14 protein-coding genes and 1 pseudogene are annotated in these 21322 nt (G+C 70.9%); 9 read left to right on the top strand and 6 right to left on the bottom strand.

Features of this window, described 5'->3' with window-relative positions:
• The first annotated feature begins 205 nt into the window (after positions 1-205).
• Positions 206-1132 (top strand): hypothetical protein, encoded by a 927-nt coding sequence (locus ABZ441_RS17535; protein WP_358974336.1) that lies wholly within the window; start codon positions 206-208, stop codon positions 1130-1132.
• A gap of 99 nt (positions 1133-1231) precedes the next feature.
• Here the strand turns inward: ABZ441_RS17535 and yicI are convergent, their stop codons facing one another.
• Both yicI and ABZ441_RS17545 read right to left on the bottom strand, forming a co-directional pair.
• Entirely contained in the window at positions 1232-3499 is a 2268-nt protein-coding gene (gene yicI, locus ABZ441_RS17540; RefSeq protein WP_358974339.1) for an alpha-xylosidase, read from the bottom strand.
• Entirely contained in the window at positions 3496-6429 is a 2934-nt protein-coding gene (locus ABZ441_RS17545; RefSeq protein WP_358974343.1) for a glycoside hydrolase family 3 C-terminal domain-containing protein, read from the bottom strand. The genes yicI and ABZ441_RS17545 overlap by 4 nt, the downstream gene beginning before the upstream one ends.
• Positions 6430-6842: 413 nt before the next feature.
• On the opposite strand from ABZ441_RS17545, the gene ABZ441_RS17550 reads away from it, so the two are divergent.
• From ABZ441_RS17550 to ABZ441_RS17585, 8 genes and pseudogenes are all read left to right on the top strand, one after another.
• Positions 6843-8516 carry an extracellular solute-binding protein gene (locus ABZ441_RS17550; RefSeq protein ID WP_358974346.1) on the top strand — a complete coding sequence of 558 codons (1674 nt, stop codon included), beginning with the start codon at positions 6843-6845 and terminating at the stop codon, positions 8514-8516.
• Between the two features lies 1 nt (position 8517).
• Positions 8518-9537 carry an ABC transporter permease subunit gene (locus tag ABZ441_RS17555; RefSeq protein ID WP_266373403.1) on the top strand — a complete coding sequence of 340 codons (1020 nt, stop codon included), beginning with the start codon at positions 8518-8520 and terminating at the stop codon, positions 9535-9537.
• 5 nt (positions 9538-9542) lie between these two features.
• On the top strand, positions 9543-10478 hold the full coding sequence (locus ABZ441_RS17560; RefSeq protein WP_358974650.1) for a carbohydrate ABC transporter permease: 936 nt from the start codon (positions 9543-9545) through the stop codon (positions 10476-10478).
• 173 nt (positions 10479-10651) lie between these two features.
• Positions 10652-11259 (top strand): annotated as a pseudogene (locus ABZ441_RS17565) (1,4-beta-glucanase); the annotation flags it as partial.
• Between the two features lie 15 nt (positions 11260-11274).
• Positions 11275-13251, top strand: a complete 1977-nt coding sequence (locus ABZ441_RS17570; protein WP_358974350.1) for a beta-galactosidase — start codon at positions 11275-11277, stop codon at positions 13249-13251.
• On the top strand, positions 13248-15467 hold the full coding sequence (locus tag ABZ441_RS17575; protein WP_358974352.1) for a glycoside hydrolase N-terminal domain-containing protein: 2220 nt from the start codon (positions 13248-13250) through the stop codon (positions 15465-15467). The genes ABZ441_RS17570 and ABZ441_RS17575 overlap by 4 nt, the downstream gene beginning before the upstream one ends.
• Positions 15468-15500: 33 nt before the next feature.
• A complete protein-coding gene (locus ABZ441_RS17580) occupies positions 15501-16205 on the top strand; it encodes a hypothetical protein (protein WP_358974355.1) in 705 nt (234 codons plus the stop codon).
• A gap of 87 nt (positions 16206-16292) precedes the next feature.
• Positions 16293-16724 (top strand): VOC family protein, encoded by a 432-nt coding sequence (locus ABZ441_RS17585; protein WP_358974358.1) that lies wholly within the window; start codon positions 16293-16295, stop codon positions 16722-16724.
• A gap of 149 nt (positions 16725-16873) precedes the next feature.
• On the opposite strand, the gene ABZ441_RS17590 is transcribed toward ABZ441_RS17585, so the two are convergent.
• From ABZ441_RS17590 to ABZ441_RS17605, 4 genes are all read right to left on the bottom strand, one after another.
• Positions 16874-18643 (bottom strand): HEXXH motif domain-containing protein, encoded by a 1770-nt coding sequence (locus ABZ441_RS17590; RefSeq protein ID WP_358974362.1) that lies wholly within the window; start codon positions 18641-18643, stop codon positions 16874-16876.
• Positions 18644-18697: 54 nt separating this feature from the next.
• Positions 18698-18886 (bottom strand): aldo/keto reductase, encoded by a 189-nt coding sequence (locus tag ABZ441_RS17595; protein ID WP_358974365.1) that lies wholly within the window; start codon positions 18884-18886, stop codon positions 18698-18700.
• A gap of 101 nt (positions 18887-18987) precedes the next feature.
• The gene (locus tag ABZ441_RS17600; protein ID WP_358974368.1) at positions 18988-20103 is read right to left on the bottom strand and encodes a caspase family protein; all 1116 of its coding nucleotides are present in this window, start codon (positions 20101-20103) and stop codon (positions 18988-18990) included.
• Entirely contained in the window at positions 20100-21266 is a 1167-nt protein-coding gene (locus ABZ441_RS17605; protein WP_358974371.1) for a hypothetical protein, read from the bottom strand. The genes ABZ441_RS17600 and ABZ441_RS17605 overlap by 4 nt, the downstream gene beginning before the upstream one ends.
• Between the last annotated feature and the right edge of the window lie 56 nt (positions 21267-21322).

The raw sequence follows: 21322 nt of genomic DNA on the forward strand, positions 1-21322 counted from the left end.
GGGGAGTCGCATCGCTCATGCCGGAGATCAGCAATCGTGAGGAGCACGATGACGGCGTACGACGCCGGCGACCGCTCCACGGCGGCGCCGACAGCTCTGCGAGTCGCGGCAAGGGGTGTCAGCCGGGCGATTGCGTGATGGTTTCAGCCGGTCGACACTTGGACGTGAAGTTGCCCCGGAGGGTCAGCAAGGATGTGTACGCATCATGCCCAGCGCAGACGGCGCAGACCGCGAACGCCAGGACCTGGACCATGACGGGAGCACGCTCCCGCAGGACCACGGGCCGGGGGCGGGTCCCTCGGATGTATTTCTGGATGTTCCCGCTCTCCATGTGGACGAACTGGACCTGGAAGTCGAAGATCTCGAGGCCCACGTCTCCCTGCAGGCGGAGGTGCTCGACCTCCTCAAGCTGAACGTGGGGGCGGACGTGCGGCTCGGTCGGGTCAAGCTGGACATCGAGGGTGTGGATGTACAGGCCCAGCTCAAGGTACGGCTCCACCACATCGCCGCCATCGTCACCAGGCTGCTGGCCACGGTGGACCGCAATCCCGAGATCCTCGAGCAACTGACGCGCGGCGCGGGCGCGGCCGTCGAGAACGTCGGGTCCGGAGCCGGAAGGGCCGTAGGACAGCTGGGAGAGGGTGCCGGTGCGGCCGTGAGCGATGTCGGGCGAGCCGCCGGGGCCGCGGTCGAGTCCGTCGGTGAGAGCACGGGTACGGCGGTGGAGGGCGTGGGCGAGGGAGCGGGGGACGCCGTCGAGGACGTGGGCCGCAGCGGTGCGGGCGCGGTCGAGGCGGTCCGGGACGGAGTCGGGGAGGAACTCGGCGATGAGGCGCAGAAGCCCCGGCGCCCGTCCGCCCGCCGTCGGGCCGGAGCCTCCGAACACGGCTCCACGAAACGGAGCACGACCGGTGACGCCAGGAAACGTGCACAGGGTGAGAAGTCGGCAGCCAGGGCCACCACCGCGTCGGACGGGCCTGCCGAGGGAGCTTCGGGCAGGAAGGCCGCCGTCAAGAAGGCATCTTCGGCGAAACCCGCTGCGAAGAAGGCCGGCAGCGTGGCGAAACGGTCGACGGGCGGGAAGGCCGGGCGTGCGGCGGGCGAGGGCCACCGCCCCCGGCGGGGGACGTAGTCACGGGAGGGTCACGGCGCCGAGCGGTCGGACCGCGTCACGGTGGCCCGGTGCGAGCGCACCGGGCCACCGTGACCTCTGACCGCCGTGGCCGGGGGATCAGCCGGCTGAGACCGTGCCCGTTCCCTCCTCCGTGGCGCCGGACTCCTCGACGGTCACGCGGTAGGGACGCTCGGTGCCCCGCGCCGTGACGCGCACGACGGTGCCGTCCCGCACGACGCTGAACACAGCCGACGGGCTGCCGGCCAGGTCGGGCACCGTGACCTCCCGTTCACCGGTGGCGGATCCGAAGACACGCAGTGTGAGGCCGTCCAGCCAGTCGCCGTCCGGGCGCTGGTCGTCGGCGCCCCACGGAAGCACGGCACCATCCCTGACCAGCAGGGGCAGGCTGTCGAAGCCGTGCGTCTCGTGCCGCCAGGCGGGGCCGGTGACGCGCTCACCGGTGAGCAGCGAGGTCCAGGTGCCCTCGGGGACGTAGTACTCGACCTCGCCGTCCTCCGTGAAGACCGGGGCGACCAGCAGGTCGGGGCCGAGCATGTACTGCCGGTCCAGGGTGCGGGAGGCGGGATCGCCGGGGAACTCCGCCAGCATGGGCCGCATCATCGGGACGCCCGTGCGGTGCGCCTCGGCGGCCACCCCGTAGAGGTAGGGCATGAGCCGGTGCTTGAGCAGGGTGAACTTCCGCGCCACGTCGACGGCTTCCTCGCCGAACTCCCACGGCACGCGGTAGGAGACGTTGCCGTGGAGCCGGCTGTGCGAGGAGAGCAGGCCGAAGGCGAGCCAGCGCTTGAAGACGGCCGGATCGGGGGTCCCCTCGAAGCCGCCGATGTCGTGGCTCCAGAAGCCGAACCCGGACAGGCTCAGTGACAGCCCGCCGCGCAGCGACTCCGCCATCGCCGTGAACGAGGCGAAGCAGTCGCCGCCCCAGTGCACGGGGAACTGCTGGCCGCCCGCAGTCGCCGACCGGGCGAACAGCACCGCCTCCCCCGCGCCCCGCTCCCTCTCCAGGAGTTCGAAGACGGTGCGGTTGTAGATCTGCGCGTAGTAGTTGTGCATCCGCTCCGGGTCGGAGCCGTCGTGCCAGACGACGTCCGTCGGGATGCGCTCGCCGAAGTCCGTCTTGAAGCAGTCGACGCCCTGGTCGAGCAGTACCCGCAGTTTGTCGTCGTACCAGGCCCGGGCGGCGGGATTGGTGAAGTCGACCAGGGCCATGCCGGGCTGCCACAGGTCCCACTGCCAGATGTCGCCGTTGGGGCGGCGCACCAGATAGCCGTGCTCGGCGCCCTCCGCGAAGAGGGCGGACTTCTGGGCGATGTAGGGGTTGATCCACATGCTGATGCGCAGCCCGCGCTCCTTGAGGCGTGCCAGCATCCCCTCCGGGTCGGGAAAGACCTCCGGGTCCCAGAGGAAGTCCGACCACTGGTACTCGCGCATCCAGAAGCAGTCGAAGTGGAAGACGCTCAGCGGGATGCCGCGCTCGGCCATGCCGTCGACGAAGGAGGTGACGGTCTCCTCGTCGTAGGACGTGCAGAAGGAGGTGGTCAGCCAGAGGCCGAACGACCATGCCGGGGGCAGCGCGGGCCGGCCGGTCAGGGCCGTGTAGCGGGACAGGACCTCCTTCGGGGTCGGGCCGGCGACGACGTAGTACTCGATCGACTGGTCCTCGACGCTGAACTGCACCTGGCCGACGGACTCCGAGCCGACCTCGAAGGAGACCTTGCCGGGGTGGTTGACGAAGACGCCGTAGCCGCAGGAGGACAGGTAGAACGGGATGTTCTTGTAGGCCAGTTCGCTGCTGGTGCCGCCGTCGGCCTGCCAGATGTCGACGGTCTGGCCGTTCTTCACGTACGGGGTGAAGCGCTCGCCGAGGCCGTAGACGTTCTCGCCGACGTCCAGGGCGAGTTGGGCGATCATGTGGTGGACGCCGTCGGGTGTGGTGGCGAACGCCGTCCCCTTCGGGTCCACCCGGGTGAGGCGCTTCCCGTCGCCGTCGAGGAAGGTGATGCCCCAGGGCCCGTCGCCGTCCATCCGCAGTGTCAGGGGCCCGCTGGTGAGTTCGGTGACCGCTCCGTCCCGACGGGTGTTGCCCGAGGGGGCCGTGGCATCGCCGGCCGACAGCTCGAAGTCGGGCCCCCGACGGGCCTTTCCCGCGTGGTGGGTGGTGCGGACCCCGATGACGCCCTCGGCCGGGGAGAAGCATTCGACCGTGATCAGGGGGGTGTTGAGTGTGTCCCCGCGTGCGGCGACACGCTTGACCGCGGCGTACGCGGTGAAGCGGTGGTCCTCGACCCTCAGGTCGCGGATCTCGGTCGCGTACGAGGCGCGGACGCCCTCGCGCATGAGCCAGAAGCCGTCGGTGAACTTCACGCGGACTCCTTGCCGGGGACGGCGTCGATCCGGGCGAGCCGCACGGAACCGGAGAGACTGATGCTCAGGTCGCGCACTCCACGGAGGTCGACGTCGGTCGCGACGGTGCGGTAGGTGTACGGGCCGCCGGTGTCCGGCAGTTGGACGCTGTGCCCGACCGCGCTCACGTGGATGCTCCCCTCCCCCGAATACAGGAAGGCCAGTCCCTCGACACCCTCGCCGAAGTCACACGCCCGGTAGAAGAGATGGCCCTCTTCCCCGGCGGAAGCGGGGGCGACGACGTCACCGTCCGTCTTCGAACGGTCGAGGATGACCGTGCCCTTCTGGCGGTCGAAGTCGACGGCCTCCAGACCTCGTGCCGCCATTGGCCTCGGGCCTTGCGCCTCGACGTCGACGACCTCCATCGCGGTGAGCCGGATGTCCGCGCTGGACGCTCCCGCGAGGATCTCGTACGCGCCCGGCTCGACGGTCCACCGGCCGTGTGCCACGCTCCAGTGCCCCAACTCCTCCCGGGGCACGGTGAAGTCGAGGCGTTCCTGCGCGCCGGGCGTGAGGTGCACCCGGCGGTGGCCGACCAGCTTGCGCAGCGGCAGGTCCAGGGGGTCGTCCAGGCTTCCCAGCAGCCGTCCCAGGCCCTGGGGCGACGGCAGGGCCGCCCTTACGGGCCCGGCCCGGCGGACGTACACCTGGGCCACCTCGTCGGCGGCGGCCGTGCCGTCGTTGGTGAGGGTCAGCGAAACCCGCAGCAGCTCACCGTCCAGCTCCGTCCGCAGCCCGGAGTAGGTGAAGTCGGTGTAGCCGAGGCCGTGTCCGAAGGGGAAGAGCGGGGTGCCGCGGAAATAGAGGTACGTCTGCCGTGAGCCGATGACGTCGTAGTCGAGGAGGCCGGGCAGATCGTCGTCGCTCGCGTACCAGGTCTGCGGCAGGCGCCCGGCCGGGGACACGTCGCCGGCGAGGACGCGGGCGAGAGCGGTACCCGCGGCCTGGCCGCCGTGCGCCGTCCAGAGCAGGGCCGGCAGTGCGGCGGCCGCGTCGACGACGGCGTACGGGTAGGCGGAGGACAGGACGAGGACCGTACGCGGGTTGGCGGCGAGGGCGGCGCGCCACAGCCGGTCCTGCTGGGCGGGGAGGGCGAGGGTGGTGCGGTCCTCGGTCTCGCGGCCGTTGATGTGGGGGTCGTTGCCCGCGACGACGATCACGGTGTCGGCGGCCGCGGCGACCCTGGCCACGGCGTCCGCGCCGTGCTCGACGGTCTCGGTCTCGAAGACCGTGGCGTCGTCCCGGGAGATCTTCTCGCCGGACGCGGCAACCTTCGCGCCGTCGGCGGCGACAGAGACGTATCCTCCGGTCCCGATGTGCAGAAGGCGGTGCCCGCCGTCGTGTCCTTCCGCCGCTTCCCTGCGGAACGTCTCCTGGACGACCCAGCCGCCCGGCTCGTCCGCGGAGGCCCTGACGTATCCGTCGTCGGCGACGGAGAGGTACAGCCCTTCGTCGGTGCGCAGGGTCAGAACACCGTCTCCCCAGTCGACGAGGGCGAGTTCGGTGGCCTCGTCGCCGCAGGTCAGCGGGGGCAGGTCGGTGCGGCCGGCGAGGAGCGCGGGGTCGAGCGCGCCTTCCGCGCCTCGCGCCGCCCCGTCCGTCGCCCCGTCGGCGACGGGCACCCGGAGCCAGCCGTCGGAGGTCTTCAGGCGGACCCGGTCCACGCCATCGGCGTGGAGGACGTTCTCGGCGCCGTACCGTTCGCGGATGCCGTCGAGCGGGGTCGAGCGGTGCATGAGCGTGCCGCTGTACCAGTCGAGCTTGCAGTCGTCGGCCAGCAGTCCGACCACGGCGACGGTGCGTCCCTGCCCGGGCTCCAGAGGCAGGAGTCCGTCGTTCTTGAGGAGGACGACCGCCTGTTCGGCCGCCTCGAGGGCGAGCGCACGGTGCTCCGCGGTGTCCAGGTCGTCCACCTGGGCGTACGGGTCGAGTTCCGGGTCGAACTCACCGAGCGCGAAGCGCATGGCGAGCAGCCGGCGGACCGCCGTGTCGATGTCGCTCTCGTCGAGGAGCCCCTTGGCCAGGGCGTCACGAATGCGGCCGGTCATGACCGTGGAGTCCGTGCCGTGGTCGGTGAAGCTGTCGACACCCGCCTTGAGGGAGGCCGCTGTGGCTTCCTCGTGGGTGTCGAAGTAGTGCTCGGAATCGACCAGGTTGGAGGGCGCACCCGCGTCCGAGCAGACGACGAGCGGCTGGTCGGTCCAGCTCCTCAGGTGCTGCTCCAGGAGGGGCGAGACGTGGTTGGGGCGGCCGTTGACGAGGTTGTAGGCGGGCATGACACCGGCCACGGTCCCGGCCCGCACCGCGTCACGGAAGGCCCGCAGGTCGTACTCGTGCAGGACGCGCGGGCGGACCGAGGAGGAGGCGGTGTCGCGGTCGGTCTCGTTGTTGTGCGCGAGCCAGTGCTTGAGCACGGGTGCGGTGCGCCAGTAGTGCGGGTCGTCCCCGCGCAGTCCTCGCGTGTAGGCGACGGCGATGGCGGAGGTGAGTGCCGGGTCCTCGGAATACCCCTCCTCGCCCCGGCCCCACAGCGGGTGGCGCAGCAGGTTCACCGTCGGCGCCCAGACGTTGAGGCCGACACGGTCGTCCTGGGCGCGCTTGGCCCGCACCTCGTTGCCGACGGCCTCGCCGACGCGGCGGACCAGGTCGTCGTTCCAGGTGGCGCCGAGGCCGACGGCCTGCGGGAAGACGGTGGCGGGGCCCATCCAGGCGACCCCGTGCAGGGCCTCCTGTCCGGTACGGAACGGGCCGAGCCCGAGCCGCTCCACCGCCGGGGCGAACTGGTGCAGCATCGCGATCCGCTCGTCGAGCGTGAGCCGTCCGAGCAGGTCGTCGGTGCGCCGGGAGAAGGACAGCTGCGGGTCGCGGAAGGGAAGCGGATGGTCCGTCACGTGCGGGGCCCCTTGGAGAGGTGGGAGGTTTTCCGGTCTGCCGACGCCGAAAGACCGTTCGACGCGCAGGCAAAGATCTTTCGAAGCGCTTCGATGCTCTGTGCCTCACCCCGCAGGTGTCAAGGGTGCTACCGCCGCAAAGAGGTTCATGTGGACGTATCGAAGTCGCGTCGCCCCGGGAAACGGTTCGGAAACAGGTCGGAGGAATCTCGAAACGAACTCTTGTGCGGCCGAGACCCTTCACTTAATCTCGCTGCAACATCGAAGCGCTTCGACGAGGCAGCCCGTCCGACCGCTTCAGCTCAGCCGGTGCAGTTCCACCGGCTCGGCCGGTAACGCCCCTACCTCAGACACAGGGCCGAGCGGCAGTCGCCGCCGCGGGCCGTCCTGTTGCACCACGAAGGGTTGACGCAATGACGCCGAACTCCCCCTCCGCTCCCAGCCGGAGACGATTCCTCGCCTCCTCCGTGGTCGTCGCGGCAGCCGTGGGCGGCGGGATGCCGCTCCTCACCGCCTGCGGCGGCGGTTCCGGCGGTGCGAAGAACGAGGGAACGACCACGGGCAAGAAGCTGAAGGACATCCTTCCGGCCTACGTGCCCTCCAAGGCGGTCACCCCGGACATCCCGAGCAAGAACGGCTCCGCGGCCGGCTTCACGACCGCGCTCCCCGCCGACCGGCTCGCGGTGTCGGTGCCGAAGAAGCTGGGCCAGGGCAGTGAGCTGAGGGTCATGGCACCGCTGTGGGGCACGTCGCCGGGTGAGGGCAACCCGTACTGGAAGGCGATGGACGAGGCGGCCGGCGTCAGCGTCAAGTGGCAGAACCAGGACGGCAACGTCTACGGCCAGAAGCTCGGCGCGGTGCTCGCCTCCAGCGACATCCCCGACGCGGTCGTCGTCCCCGGCTGGGAACTGGGCGGCAAGATACCGAGCGCCATCGCCAACAAGTTCGCCGACCTCGGCCCCTACCTGTCGGGCGACAAGGTCAAGGACTACCCGAACCTGGCGGCCATTCCCACCGGCGCCTGGCAGCGGGCGATCTTCGCCGGCAAGCTGCGCGGTCTCCCCATGCCCGCCGAGGCGACACCGAACATCACGCCCTTCTACCGTGCGGACATCTTCGAGGAGAAGGGGTACGAGGTACCGACCACCACGCAGGAGTTCTACGACCTCTGCAAGGAGATCAACGCCCCGAAGAGCAAGGTGTGGGCGTGCAGCGACATGACGTGGTCGGCGTTCGTCTTCTTCGGGGTGCTGCCGGAGAAGCCGTACTACTGGAAGCTCGTCGACGGCAAGCTGGTCAACCGCTACGAGACCGACGAGTACCTGGAGGCGCTGGCGTGGTCGCGCTCGCTGTACTCGGCGGGCTTCGTGCACCCGGACGCCAAGGCCGAGACGGGTGACATGCGGACCACGTTCTCCTCGGGGAACGTCCTCATGTACAACGCGGACATCTCCGACTGGTACGCCGCGACCGCCGTCCAGCGCCTCGACAAGCCGGAGTTCCGGATGGGGGCGATGGACTTCTTCGCCGCCGCCGGCGGTGACCCGGTCATCTACGAGGCGTCGCCCTCCAACATCTGGTGCTTCGTCAACAAGAACGCAGACAAGAAGACCGTCCAGGACGTCCTCGCCCTCGCCAACTACACCGCCGCCCCCTACGGAACCAAGGAGCAGCGCCTGAAGGCCTACGGCCTGGAGGGCACGCACCACACCCTCAAGGACGGCGTCCTCGTCAAGACGGAGCAGGGCAACAACCAGGTCTTCGCCACCTACGAGTACGTGGCGTCCCCGGCCCCCTTCCGCGCCTACCCGGACTTCCCGGACGTCGCCAAGGGCGTCATCGAGTGGCAGCAGCGTCAGGGCGCGCACCTCCAGAAGCCCCTCTTCCACGGCATGCAGATCCAGGAGCCGACCCGCTACACCGAGCTCAACGCGCAGTTCGAGGACCTCGAGAAGGACATCGTGCGCGGCCGCAAGAAGGTCGGCGACATGCAGCAGGCCGTCTCCGACTGGAAGACCAAGGGCGGCGACAAGCTTCGCGACTGGTACAAGAAGCTGCTCGACGAGACCGGTGAGTCGGCCTCCTGACATGTCACTGAGCACAGACGACCGGCGCGCGCAGGAGTCACGGACGCCGCCGGTCAAGACGAGGGCGGCGGCCGGTGACCGGCCCGTCACCAAGGACATGCCGCTGCGTCACCGGCTGCGGCGGGACCGCACGCTGATCCTGATGACGCTGCCGGCGATGGTCCTGCTGCTGGTCTTCGCGTACATCCCCCTGGCGGGGAACGTCGTGGCGTTCCAGGACTACGACCCGTACATCGCCGACAACGCGTTCCAGGCGATCGCCCAGAGCCCGTGGGTCGGGTTCGAGTGGTTCCAGCAGATGGTGAACGACCGGCTGTTCTGGTCGGCGCTGCGGAACACCCTGACGATCTTCCTCCTGCAGCTGACGCTGTTCTTCCCGGTGCCGATCCTGCTCGCGCTGTTCATCAACAGCTTCGTGCGGCCCCGGGTCCGGGCGGTGGCCCAGGCGATCCTCTATCTGCCGCACTTCTTCTCCTGGGTCCTCGTCGTCACGGTGTTCCAGCAGATGTTCGGCGGCGCCGGGCTGATCGCGCAGACGCTGCGGGAGAACGGTCACGAGGGCTTCGACCTGATGACCGACCCCGGTCTGTTCAAGTTCCTGATCACCTTCGAGATGATCTGGAAGGACGCCGGCTGGGGCGTCATCGTCTTCCTCGCCGCCCTCGCGGCGGTGAGTCCGGACCTCTACGAGGCGAGCGCCATGGACGGCGCGAACCGGTGGCGCCGGATGTGGCACATCACCCTGCCCGCCCTGCGTCCCGTCGTCGCCCTGCTGCTCGTGCTCCAGGTGGGCAACGCGCTGACCGTCGGCTTCGAGCAGATCCTGCTCCAGCGCACGGCGGTCGGCCCGGGAGCGTCGGAGGTGCTGGACACCTACGTCTGGAACGTCGGCATCACCAACGGTGGATTCAGCTACGCGGCGGCCGTCGGGATCATCAAGGGAATCTTCGGTCTGCTGCTGGTCCTCGGGGCCAACAAGGTCGCCCATCTCATGGGTGAGCAGGGGGTGTACAAGAAGTGAGCAGCCTGCTCTCCGGCCTGACCGGCTTGGGTGGTGTGAAGCCGGGAACCCGTGGCCGCCTGCGTCCCGTGTGGGAGGAGGAGCCGTCGAAGCCCGGCCTCGCCTCCAAGGGCGTGGTGATGGTCCTGATCTGCCTGGCCGTCCTCTTCCCCCTCTGGGTCGTGATCGTCACCAGTCTGTCCTCGGTGAAGACCATCACCGAGGCCGGCGGTCTCGTGGTGATCCCGCGCGGCGTCACCTTCGTCGCCTACCAGGAGCTCCTGGGCGGCGGCCAGGTCACCCGTGCGGCTCTCATCAGCATCTGTGTGACCGTGGTCGGGACGCTCTTCAGCATGGCCGTCTCGATCCTGTGCGCCTACGGACTCTCGCGTACCGGTTCCGTGCTGCACCGCCCGCTGCTGCTCTTCATGCTGGCCACGATGTTCTTCGGCGCGGGACTGATCCCGACCTATCTGGTGGTGCAGGGGCTCGGTCTCACGGACTCCTATCTGGCGCTGATCCTCCCGAGCGCGCTGAACGTCTTCAACATCCTGGTCCTGCGGGCGTTCTTCATGAGCACGGCGCAGGAGCTCATCGAGAGCGCCCGTATCGACGGCGCGGGCGACTTCCGCATCCTGTGGCAGATCGTCATGCCGCTGTCCCGCGCGGTGATCGCCGTGATCACGCTGTTCTACGCGGTGGGCTACTGGAGCGCCTGGTTCAACGCGTCGATCTACATCAGTGACCCGGACATGCTGCCGCTGCAGAACGTGATGAACCAGTTGGTCCTCAAGCAGGAGCGGCCCACGGGTCTCACGCAGGTCATCAACACCGGTCACCTGTCGCTGCTCGCCGTCCAGATGGCGGTCATGGTGCTGGCACTGATCCCGGTCGCGTTCCTGTCGCCGTTCGTCCAGAAGCACTTCAAGGAAGGCATGCTCACCGGCGCCGTCAAGGGCTGAACCCCGCACCCGTACCGCACGTCCCGCACTCCCCCACCGGAGGGTCCCCGTCATGCGCGCTTCGTCCGTCCCACAGCCGGAACCCGCCTCGCACCCCCGACGCCGGACCGTCCTGGCCGGTGCGGCGGCGGCCGCGGCCTCGGCGTCCGTGCTTCCGACGGCGGGTGCCGTCCCACGGGGACGGCACGAAGTACGCGGCACACCGTTCCACGGACGGCGGCGCCACATGGGCCGAGGTCGCGTCGTTCCCGAAGAGCGGCACACCGGTCGCAGACCCGCTCGACCCGAAACGCCTCTACGTGTACGACACGGACACGGGCGCGGTGCTCCTCTCCACGGACGGGGCCTGACGTTCGCCGAGGGAGCCACCGGACTCCCCTCCGGCGACGTGCAGTTCCGCATCGTCGCGGCTTCGGGGCGCTCCGGTGGCCTGTGGCTCTCCGCCGAGGACAACGGGCTTCTCCGCTCGACGGACGGCGGCCGCACGTTCACACCGTTGGCCGGCTGCCAGGCCTCGCACGCCCTCGGCTTCGGGAAGGCCGCCCCTTCGAAGGGGCGGGCCGGCTATCCGGCGGTCTACCGGACCGGGCGGGTCCTTGCGACGTACGACGGCGTCGCCGTGCTCCGGTCGGACGACGCGGGCGCGACCTGGGTTCGCATCAACGACGACGCCCTCCAGTGGGGGTGGACCGGTGAGGTCGTCACCGGCGACCCCCGCGTCCACGGCCGTGTCTACCTGGGCACCAACGGCCGGGGCATCCAGTACGCAGATCCCCAGTAGAGGAACGAGAAGTCCATGCCGTCCCTGCACGACGCCGCCCGTGGCCGCATCCTCTTCGGAGGCGACTACAACCCCGAGCAGTGGCCCGAGGATGTGTGGGCCGATGACGTCCGGCTGATGAAGGAGGCCGGGGTCAACTCCGTCACCGTCGGGGTGTTCTCCTGGGCGGCCATCGAACCACGCCCTGGTGCGCGGGAGTTCGGCTGGCTGGACCGGCTGCTGGACCTCATGGCGGACAACGCGATCGGGGTCGTCCTCGCCACACCGACGTCGTCACCGCCCCCGTGGATGGGCGCCCTGCACCCGGAGACGCTGCCGCGCACCGAGGACGGGGCTCTCGTCAACTACGGTTCCCGGCAGCACTTCTGTCCGAGCTCCCCGGTCTACCGCCGCTACGCCACGGCCCTCACCGAGGACCTCGCCGCGCGGTACGCGGACCATCCGGCGCTCACCGTGTGGCACATCAACAACGAGTACTGCACGCACTGCTGGTGCGACGGGACCGCGGCCCACTTCCGCCGTTGGCTGGCCTCGCGGTACACCACCCTGGACGCGCTCAACGACGCCTGGGGTACGGCGTTCTGGAGTCAGCGCTACGACGACTGGGCGGAGATCCTGCCGCCACGCCGGGCGCAGTACATGCGCAATCCCGCGCAGGAGCTGGACTTCAAGAGGTTCACCTCCGATGCCCTGATGGAGTGTTACGTCGCCGAGCGGGACATCGTCGCCCGGCACACCCCGCACATCCCGGTGACGACCAACTTCATGCCGCTGTGGTCGGGGCAGGACGCCTGGGCCTGGGCGGAGCAGGAGGACATCGTCTCCGTCGACGTCTACCCGGATCCGGCTGACCCCCGGGGCGGCCAGTACAACGCGATGCTCGCCGACATGACCCGTTCGCAGGCACGCGGACCGTGGATGGTGATGGAGCAGGCCGCCGGGACGGTCAACTGGCGCGGCGTCAACCACCCCAAGCCACAGGGCCTCAACCGGCTCTGGTCGCTGCAGTCGGTGGCCAGGGGCGCGGACGCCCTCTGCTACTTCCAGTGGCGGCAGTCCCGGCAGGGGGCGGAGAAGTTCCACTCCGGGATGCTGAGCCACGCCGGTGAGCACGGCCGCACCTTCCGCGAGGTCAAGCGCATCGGCGCAGAACTCGCCCAGATCGGAGCCGAGGTGAGCGGGACCGAGGTACCGGTCGAGGTGGCCGTGCTGCACGACTGGGACGCCTGGTGGTCGAGCACGCAGGAGGGCCGGCCGTCCTCACTCGTCTCGTACACGGAGCTGGTCCAGGCCTGGCACCGGGGTCTGTGGGAGATCGGGATCAGCACGGAGTTCGCCCGCCCCGGCGGCGACCTGGGCGCCTACCGCATGGTGCTCGTGCCCCAGCTCCAGCTCCTCACCGACGCGGCCATCGACAACCTCGTCGCGTACGTGCGGGGCGGCGGCACACTCGTGTGCGGGTTCTTCACGGGCGTCGCGGACGTGGACGACCGGATCAGGCCCGGCGGCATGGACGGGCGGCTGCGTGAGCTGTTCGGCATCCGTACGGTGCACGAGTGGTGGCCCCTGGACGCGGGGGCGACCGTGGAATGCGACGGCTTCCGCGGCACCCTGTGGTCGGAGGAGCTGGAACCGGACGGCAGCGCGGAGACAGTCGCCGCATATCGGGAGGGCGAGCTGGACGGGCTTCCGGCTGTACTCCGCAAGGGCACCGCGTGGTACGTCTCGACGCTGCCCGAGCCGGAGGCGCTGCGCGGCCTGCTCGGCCGGGCGGCGGCCGGGGCGGGCGTGCGCCCCGTCCTGGAGGGGCTGCCCGCCGGGGTCGAGGCGGTGCGGCGGGGCGGCCTGCTCTTCCTGCTGAACCACGGCCGGTCCCCGGCCGGGGTGAAGCTGCCGGGCAGGTATGCCGACCTGCTCACGGGTACCGTGACCGACGGCTCGGTCGTGCTGGAGCGCTACGGCGTGGCCGTCCTGAGAGACGTCTCCGCATGATCGACGGCACGTGGGAGCCCTTCCCCGCCACCCGCTGGGAGGACGCGTTCCTCAGCGGCAACGGCCACCACGGGGCGATGGTCCACGGCGACCCGGCGGACGACCGGGTGATCGTCAACCACCACACCCTGGTCCGGCCGAACGGCAGCGAGGACCTCCGGCCGCCGGAGCTCGCCGACGGGCTGGGCCGCCTCCAGGACGCTCTCCTGGCCGGCGACACGAAGGCGGCCGAGGGCTTCGGCGCGGGGCGTCCGCTGGTGTGGGTCCAGCCCTTCCACCCGGCGTTCCGCTCGTGCGTGCGCCGCACCCGGGGGCTGCACGACGCGGTCGCCGGATACCGGCGCGAGGTCGACTTCACGACGGGTGAGGTGACCGCGTCGTACGAGGCCTGGCGCAGCGCGGTCTTCGTCTCACGGGCCGACGACGTGATCGTGCAGCACGTCACCGACCTCGGGCTGACCGCCGACCTCGTCCTGGACCACGCCCTGCCCGGCGCCCCCGCCCGCCTGGCGGTCGGCCGCTCCACCGTCCTGACCCCGGAGGGCGCGCGTCTGGCCCTGCGGGTGGGCTATCCGGGCAGCGCGCTCGGGTACACGGGAGTCACGGCGGCGCGAGTGGACGGCGGCACGGTCTCGGTGTCCGGGGAGGGCATCCGGATCGAGGGGGCCAGGAGCCTCACCCTGACGACCCGGGTCGTCCGTGGGGCCGGCCGCCCCGACCTCGGGGAACTGTGGGCGGCCCTGCCGGACGGGGACTACGCCACACTGCTGGACCGCCACCGACCTCTGCACCGTACGGCGTACGGGCGCACCTCCTTCACGCTGCGGGACGCCGCACCGGATCGGGAGCTGCCCGGCAGCGAGCTGCTGCGTGCGCCGGGGTCGCCCGCGCTCCTGGAGCGGCTCTTCGCGGCGGGCCGCTACCACCTGCTCTCCTCCTCCGGACTGCTGCCGCCCCGGCTCACCGGCCTGTGGACCGGCGACTGGGACACGGCGTGGTCCGGAGCCTTCACCACGAACGCCAACCTCAACCTCCAGGTCGCCTCGGCCGCGGCAGCCGCACTCCCCGAGGTCACCGAAGCCCATGCGGCACTCGTCCACGGGCAGTTGGCGGACTGGCGGGACAACGCCCGCGCGCTCTTCGGGGCACGGGGCATCGTCGCGCCGTCCCACACGGACGGTACGTCGGGGCACACCCGGCACTTCCAGCGCGCCTATCCGCTGCATCTGTGGACGGCCGGGGCGGACTGGCTGCTGCAGCCGCTCCTGGAGCACGCCGAGGTCACGGCGGGGACTCCGGACGCCGCGCTGACCGGCGCCCTCGTCCAAGCGGCGCTGTTCTACGAGGACTTCCTCAGCCACGAGGACCCGGACGGAAACCTGGCGGTCGTGCCGTCGTACTCCCCCGAGAACCGGCCGGCCAACGCCGGCTGGGGCACGGTGAACGCCACGATGGACATCGCCGCGGCCCGCCACGCCCTGACGACGGCCGCCGCGCACGCCCCCGGGCACCCGTCGGCCGGCCACTGGCAGTCACTCGCGGCCCGGCTCCCGGACTACCTGGTGAACGAGGAGGGGGCCCTCGCCGAGTGGGCGTGGCCGGGTCTCAGGGAGACGTACGACCACCGCCACCTGAGCCACCTCTACCCGGTGTGGCCGCTGGACGCGATCAATCCGTACGACACCCCGGAGCTGGCCACGGCGGCGCACCGCGCCCTCGAACTGCGCGGTTCGGAGAACGACTCCGCCCACGGGCATCTGCACCAGGCCCTGATCGCCGCACGGCTGCGGGACCCGTCCCGGGTGTCGGCGGCGCTGGGCTCGGTGCTGGGCGGCGACTTCTTCCACGACTCGCTGATGAGCGCGCACTATCCGTCCCGGAACGTCTACAACGCGGACGCGGCACACGCCCTGCCCGCCGTCGTGATCGAGTCGCTGGTCCAGTCGACGCCCGGCCGCCTGGTTCTGCTGCCCGCCGTTCCCGCGGCGTACCCGGCCGGTGAACTCCGGGGCGTTCGGACCCGGTTCGGCGCGCATCTGGATCTGCGGTGGTCGGCGGACGGTGCCACCGCCGTGCTGCGACCCACCCGCGACGCCCGCGTCGATCTGCGTACGGGCGCGGGGCTCACCCTCACCGAGACCTCCGCCGGAAACCCCCCGGCTCCGCTGGAGCTGACGGCCGGCGTGGACCGCGTCCTCACCCTGGGGCCGCGGTAGCACTCCTCCATCCCCACATGGAAGGAACACCCGATGGCACGATCCACCCTGACCAGGCTGCTGGCCCCGACGGCAGCGGTCGCCGCACTGATCGGCTTCGCGGCGGCTCCGGCCCACGCCGCGATCTGGACCTCGTCGGAGCAGTGGGGCAACTACACCACATCCGACGGCTACATCCTCTACAACAACATCTGGGGCTCCGGAGCGGGCAGCCAGAGCATCTGGGCCAACTCGTCGGGCAACTGGGGCGTGACGGCGAACCACCCGAACACCGGCGGCATCAAGTCGTACCCGAACGCCAAGAAGATCGTCGACAAGCCGATCACGTCACTCTCGTCGCTGACCAGCGGCTACAACGTGACGGTCCCTTCATCCGGCGCGTACAACACGTCGTACGACATCTGGGACACGGACTACGACTACGAGGTGATGCTCTGGGTGAACCACAACGGCGCCGTCGGCCCCCTCGGCACGTCCCAGGGCACCGTCACACTCGGCGGGCACACCTGGGCCGTCTACAAGGGCGACAACGGCGCCAACGAGGTCTTCTCGTTCCTGCGGACCTCGGACTCCTCCTCCGGCACGGTGAACATCCTGCCGATCCTGAAGTGGATCAAGGACACCAAGGGCTGGTGGGGCAACGAGACCATCGGTGACGTCCAGTTCGGCTACGAGATCACGTCGTCGTCGGGCGGGCTGAACTTCACGACCAACGGGTTCCACGTCTCGTCGAGCTGATCCGGCCGGCCCGTCCGGAGGCCGCCGGGGCCGTCAACGCGTACGCGGGGATGGCCCCGGCATCGGACCCGCCTCTACGATGGTCCGATGTCCACGGTCAAGCAGGTCCAGATCACCTTCGACTGCGCGGAACCCGAGCGCGTCGCCCGCTTCTGGTGCGAGGCGCTGGGGTACGTCGTACCGCCGCCGCCGAAGGGGTTCGCCACCTGGGACGATTTCGACCGCACCCTGTCGCCCGACCACCAGGGGTCGGCGGCCTGCGTCGATCCGTCAGGGGTGGGCCCCCGCTTGTTCTTCCAGCGCGTGCCCGAAGGCAAGGTCGTCAAGAACCGGCTGCACCTCGACGTGCGGGTCGGCACCGGGCTCGTGGGTGAGGGGCGCCTCGCCGCACTGGAGGCCGAGTGCACACGACTGGTCGCGCTCGGCGCGGTACGTGTGCGCCTGATGCTTGCCGACGGCGACTACGAGTCGTGCCTCGTGATGCAGGACGTCGAGGGCAACGAGTTCTGTCTCGACTGAGTGGTGCGGCCTGCAGCCGGGACAGGAGTGTCGCAGCGGCGGCCGCGCGGACAGCGCGTCCGGGACCCGGAGCGGGAGGCGTACCTCAGCGCTCGCGGATGAGTCCCGGTCACCCCTCCCCGTGCCTGCGTGAGTCCTCGTACCAGGTGTCAGCGAGCGACAGGGCCACCGGCCAGCCAGCGGGCGGTCCGCGTCCAGCGGTCGGGCGGGGACTCCCGCAGCAGCGCCGCGAACCGCTCGGGCCGGGCGAGCAACCGGCGGTCACGCGGATACAGGGCGGTGTGCGCCAGCAGCCACCCGGCCAGCGCGTGCGGGTCCAACGGGTCGGTGCCGCCGAGCTGTTCGGTGTACGCCGCGCGTGCCGCCTCCGTCTCCCCGGCCACCAGCAGTTCGTCGGCAGCCGGTGACCTGCCCGCCTCGAACTCCCGCATTTGATAGAGGCGGGCGCGGTCGTCCTGCCAGTATCCGCGTCCCGCGTCCGGCGCGACCAGCGGCCCACCGCCGGGTGCGGGGGCGGCACCACGGCGCAGCGCCTCGACGAGGCCGACCGCGTCGTCCTCGGCGCACCGCAGGTTGCGCAGCCGCCACTCCACCCGGTGACTGACCGCCGCCGCCCGCGCCCTGGCCACGGTGGCGGGCGCCAGGGGCTCTCTCAGCCAGCTGTCGACCGTCTCGGACAGCCGGGTGACGAGCCGCAGGCCGGGCGCGGTGAGCCGCGCGTGGGTCGCCAGGGTACGCAGCACCATGCGGGTCTGGAGCCGGCGCATCGCGAAGAGGAACGCCGCCCGCCCGTCCGGGTCGGTGCCGGTGTCCCTGATCCGCTCCCGCCAGAATCCGGTGACACCGACGAAGGCGTAGGCGCCGTGGAGGAGGCCGGGCAGGTGCCGGGGATCGGCGCGCCAGGGCGCGTAGTGACGCTCGGACCGGTCCTCCTCGAGGAGGGGGAACAGGTGGAGCAGCGCCCCGAGTTTGCTGTGCTGGAATTCGTGGACGAGGGTCTCCGCGAGGGCGAGGCCGTCCCCGGGGCGGGCGATCACCATGGAGGCGAAGGCGTCCCCGGTGGAGGCGCTGAGCCCCTCGGCGGGCACCGGGAGAACCGCGTCGCCGTTCTTGGCCTGCCAGGGCACGATGCGGCTGATCTCCTCGGGCCGCAGCCCGCCGGGGCCGCTGCCGCCCCGTCGCAGGATCGCCACGGCGTCCCTGAACAGCCCCTGCCAGGCTCGCAGTTCCTCGGGCGCGAGGCGTCCAGGGGCTATCGGTTCGTCCAGGTCACGGTAGGGGTCGAGGTCGTCGAGCTGGACGGCGCGCGACCCCGGCCCGGTGTCCAGCCGGTGCACCGGTAGCCAGCGCTCCGACTCCGGCTCGGTGAGCGGGGTGACGACGACGTCCGGCCCGTGCTCCGTGCGGACGGTGAGGGTTCCGTCGGACACCGACACCCGCACCGTACGGTACGCGCCGTCGTCGGGGCCGGGCAGCCGGACCATTCCGAGGGCGGGCAGGCCGGCCGCCGCACCCTTGGCGGGCAGGAGGAGTTCGGCGTCCGTACCGGCATGGAGGGCCGCCGCCGCGGCGACGGCGGCGATCTGTCCGGCGTCCGCCCACATCGGCGGCCCGGACGCCGTTCCGTGCAGCCGGCGGAGCATGTGGGCGAGCCAGCTGCCGACCTGAGGGGTCAGCAGCAGCGCGTCGACCGCCTCGGGAGCCCGGGTGGCGGCGGCCTGCAGGACAGGCCAGATCACCCGGGACTCAAGGTTCCCCAGAACACTCGGGTCGGCGTCGAAGAAGTCGAGGAGCTCACGGAGCAGGAGGAGACGACGCGTACGCTCGCCCCGGACCAGGAACGCCACGGCTTCGGGAGAGCCACCGCCCGCGGCGATCTCGTCGAACAGCGGGCCGGGCATACGGATCGGCTCGTACACATCGCTCCCTGTCGTGGACGGGTCTCATCGCGGCGGTCCCGTTTACGCCCCCGCCTACTCGGCCCGCCCCGGTTCACCGCCGCCCATCGCGTTGGTGCGCGCGCGGCGGAGTTCGGCAAGGAGCCGTGCTGCCCCGTCCGGAGCGGTCAGGTGCCTCAGATCGGCGACGCCCACGGAGGCCAGGTCCATGAGGTCGGATTCGAGGTGGTCGGATGTGCCGTCGGCGGGCACCGGCTGGTACAAGGCGCGCTCCCCCTTCGCGTGCGGTGGCACAGGATGCCACCGTTTACTCCATCATGACGACTGAAACTCCTTCCCGAAACCCGTGTGATCACGCCAGCGGATCACATGGCGGGCCCCGGGTATGCGAGGAAGTCCTGTATTGCTGCCTTCAGTTCGGAGGCTCGGGCGGGATCGTCATCGATCAGTGTCACTGCGGCGTACAGCTTCCACAGACCGTCCGGCTGAGTTCTGAGGGCGCGGAAGATCCCGATCACATCGGTCCGCGGCATGGGGTGCCTCGGCATCCGAGCGACGACGGCGGCGGGCAGCTCGTTGACCAGGGCCTGCCGTTCGTCACGGTCGCCCATCAGCGGATACGCCATCAGGGCCGAGACGACCCGCGCGGTCGGAGGTACCGCCGGCCGGGGACGCGTCTCCTTGCCCCAACCGATGAGCTCGCGGTGTCCGGGCGCTTCGAGACGGAGGCTGGGGGCGTCGAAACGGAGGCCGGGCCCCTGGGCGGTGAGGCCCGCTTGCCGAAGAGCGCTCATCCTCGCCTTGACCGCGCCGAACAACGGCAGGGGTTCCGGCAGCGGATCGTCCGGCAGTTCGCGCAGAACGATGTCCGAGAACAACCCGAGGCGGCGTTCCGGGTCGTTGCCCGCCCGCTGCCCACGACCGGCGGCGAACATCAGGGTCTGCTCGTGCGCGGCGACGCGCGTCCCGGCGGGAAGGCGCTCGGTGGGCAGCGACTGGGGGAAGTGGTGCATCTCGTCGAAGGTGCGACACGCGTCGACCATCCACATCTGCACTCCGAGGCCCGGGGCCACGTCACTCCTGAGCCGGGCGAGTGCGGACTCGACGTGTATGTTGCGCCGGTCCGTCTGCGTGGCGTCGGCGGTGTAGAGCCGTGTGTTCTCGTCCTGGTCCAGCACGCCGTGGCCGCCCCACCACACCCACAGGGCATCCTCCCCACGCTCCGGGATGTCCTTGATGAAGGCGCGCCTCAGCGAGTCGTGGTCGGCCGGGTGGAACGGAATGCCGGGGGCGGTTCCGGTCACCGGTGCGAGGTGGAGCTGAATCTGGCTGTCGGGCACTCCGCGGGCCAGCAGCCAGTCGCGGAAGCGCATGGCGTCCCGGGCGGGCCCGGGAAGGTCCCAGCCGGATCCGGCGGCGTACTGCTCGATGCCGACGACCAGGGCGAAGACGCGGTCCGGCGGCACGGGCCTGCGGTTCACGGCAGCCGCTCCCCGATCGCGCGGTAGACAGCCGGATCGGTCCAGTAGGCACTGTGCGCCACGGGGAAGGGCTGTCGGCTGTCGGTGGCGACATCGTGGGCCCGGCCGGGGAAGAGCGGCTCGGCGGCGTAGCCCAGGAGGTCGCGGCGGTCATGGAGATTCAGCCACGGCGGTACGTGACCGGGCAGCAGAGCCGGATGGAGCAGTGAGGGCAGCGCGCCCGTCTCGTACAGGAAGGGGCCCTGAGAGCCGACCGTGACCAGGAGTTCGGCCCCCGGCAGCGGGGCGGAGATGAGGGTGTCGAGCGCCATGATGCCGCCGAGGCTGTGTCCGAGCAGGACGACGGGCGGCTCCAGGGTGGCCACGAGCTCGCGCAGCCCCTCACGCATGCCCTCGCCTCTGGCGAGGTACTTGAGGATGTCGCCGGCCGCCGGATGCGCGGCGTCGGTCAGCGCGCGTCGGCGTCGCACGGCGTAGCGCGAGCCGAGGCGCACGAGCGGGCGGCCGGCCATCCGGAGCAGGGGGCCGCGGCCGGTACCGGCGGGCGGGGCGCCCAGACGCTCCGCGAGTTCGGCGACGGCAGTGTCCCTGACGCCTCCCCCGCACTGCACGGGGCTGTCGGCCGCGAGATCCGCGGCGACGGCCGCAGCGGCGAGCGCACGGGCCAGCACCCATGCGAGGGTCTCCTGGTCCAGCGCCTCGGCGGCGGGCCGGAGGAGAGGACTGCGCGCCAACTCAGCAGCTTCCCGAGTCAGTTCGGGACCGAGCGCATCCGCCCGGCAGACACCCTCCGCCGCGATCTCCCGGAGGACCGCCCTGGGACGTTCGTCCGGAAAAGCCGCGCCGGGCGCTGTGACACGTGGGCTCGCTCCGGCCGCTGCGGTGGCGAGCTCGGCCGACGGGTCCTCGTACAGCCGGGCCCACTCCTCCGTTTCGTCACTGTCGTCGAGGTCCCCGGTGCCGCGTCCGGTCCCGGAGCCGGGAGGGGCGGGGATGCTGGCGCCGTCCGCGGCGAGTTCCGCTCCGTGCTGCCCGCCCCAGTCGTACGCGACGACGTGTGCACCGGGAGCCGTTGCCGCGAGACCTGGGACGATCCGCGCGAGCAGCGTCCCGAGGTGCGGTTCGCGCACGCCGGTGCCGTGTATGAAGACCACCGTGGTCATGAGTCGCCCCCCGTTGCCTGTGTGCGGCGGCCCTGCCCGCCGTCAGGAGACGGCGG

The sequence above is a fragment of the Streptomyces sp. NPDC005752 genome (assembly GCF_040630715.1).
GTDB lineage: Bacteria > Actinomycetota > Actinomycetes > Streptomycetales > Streptomycetaceae > Streptomyces.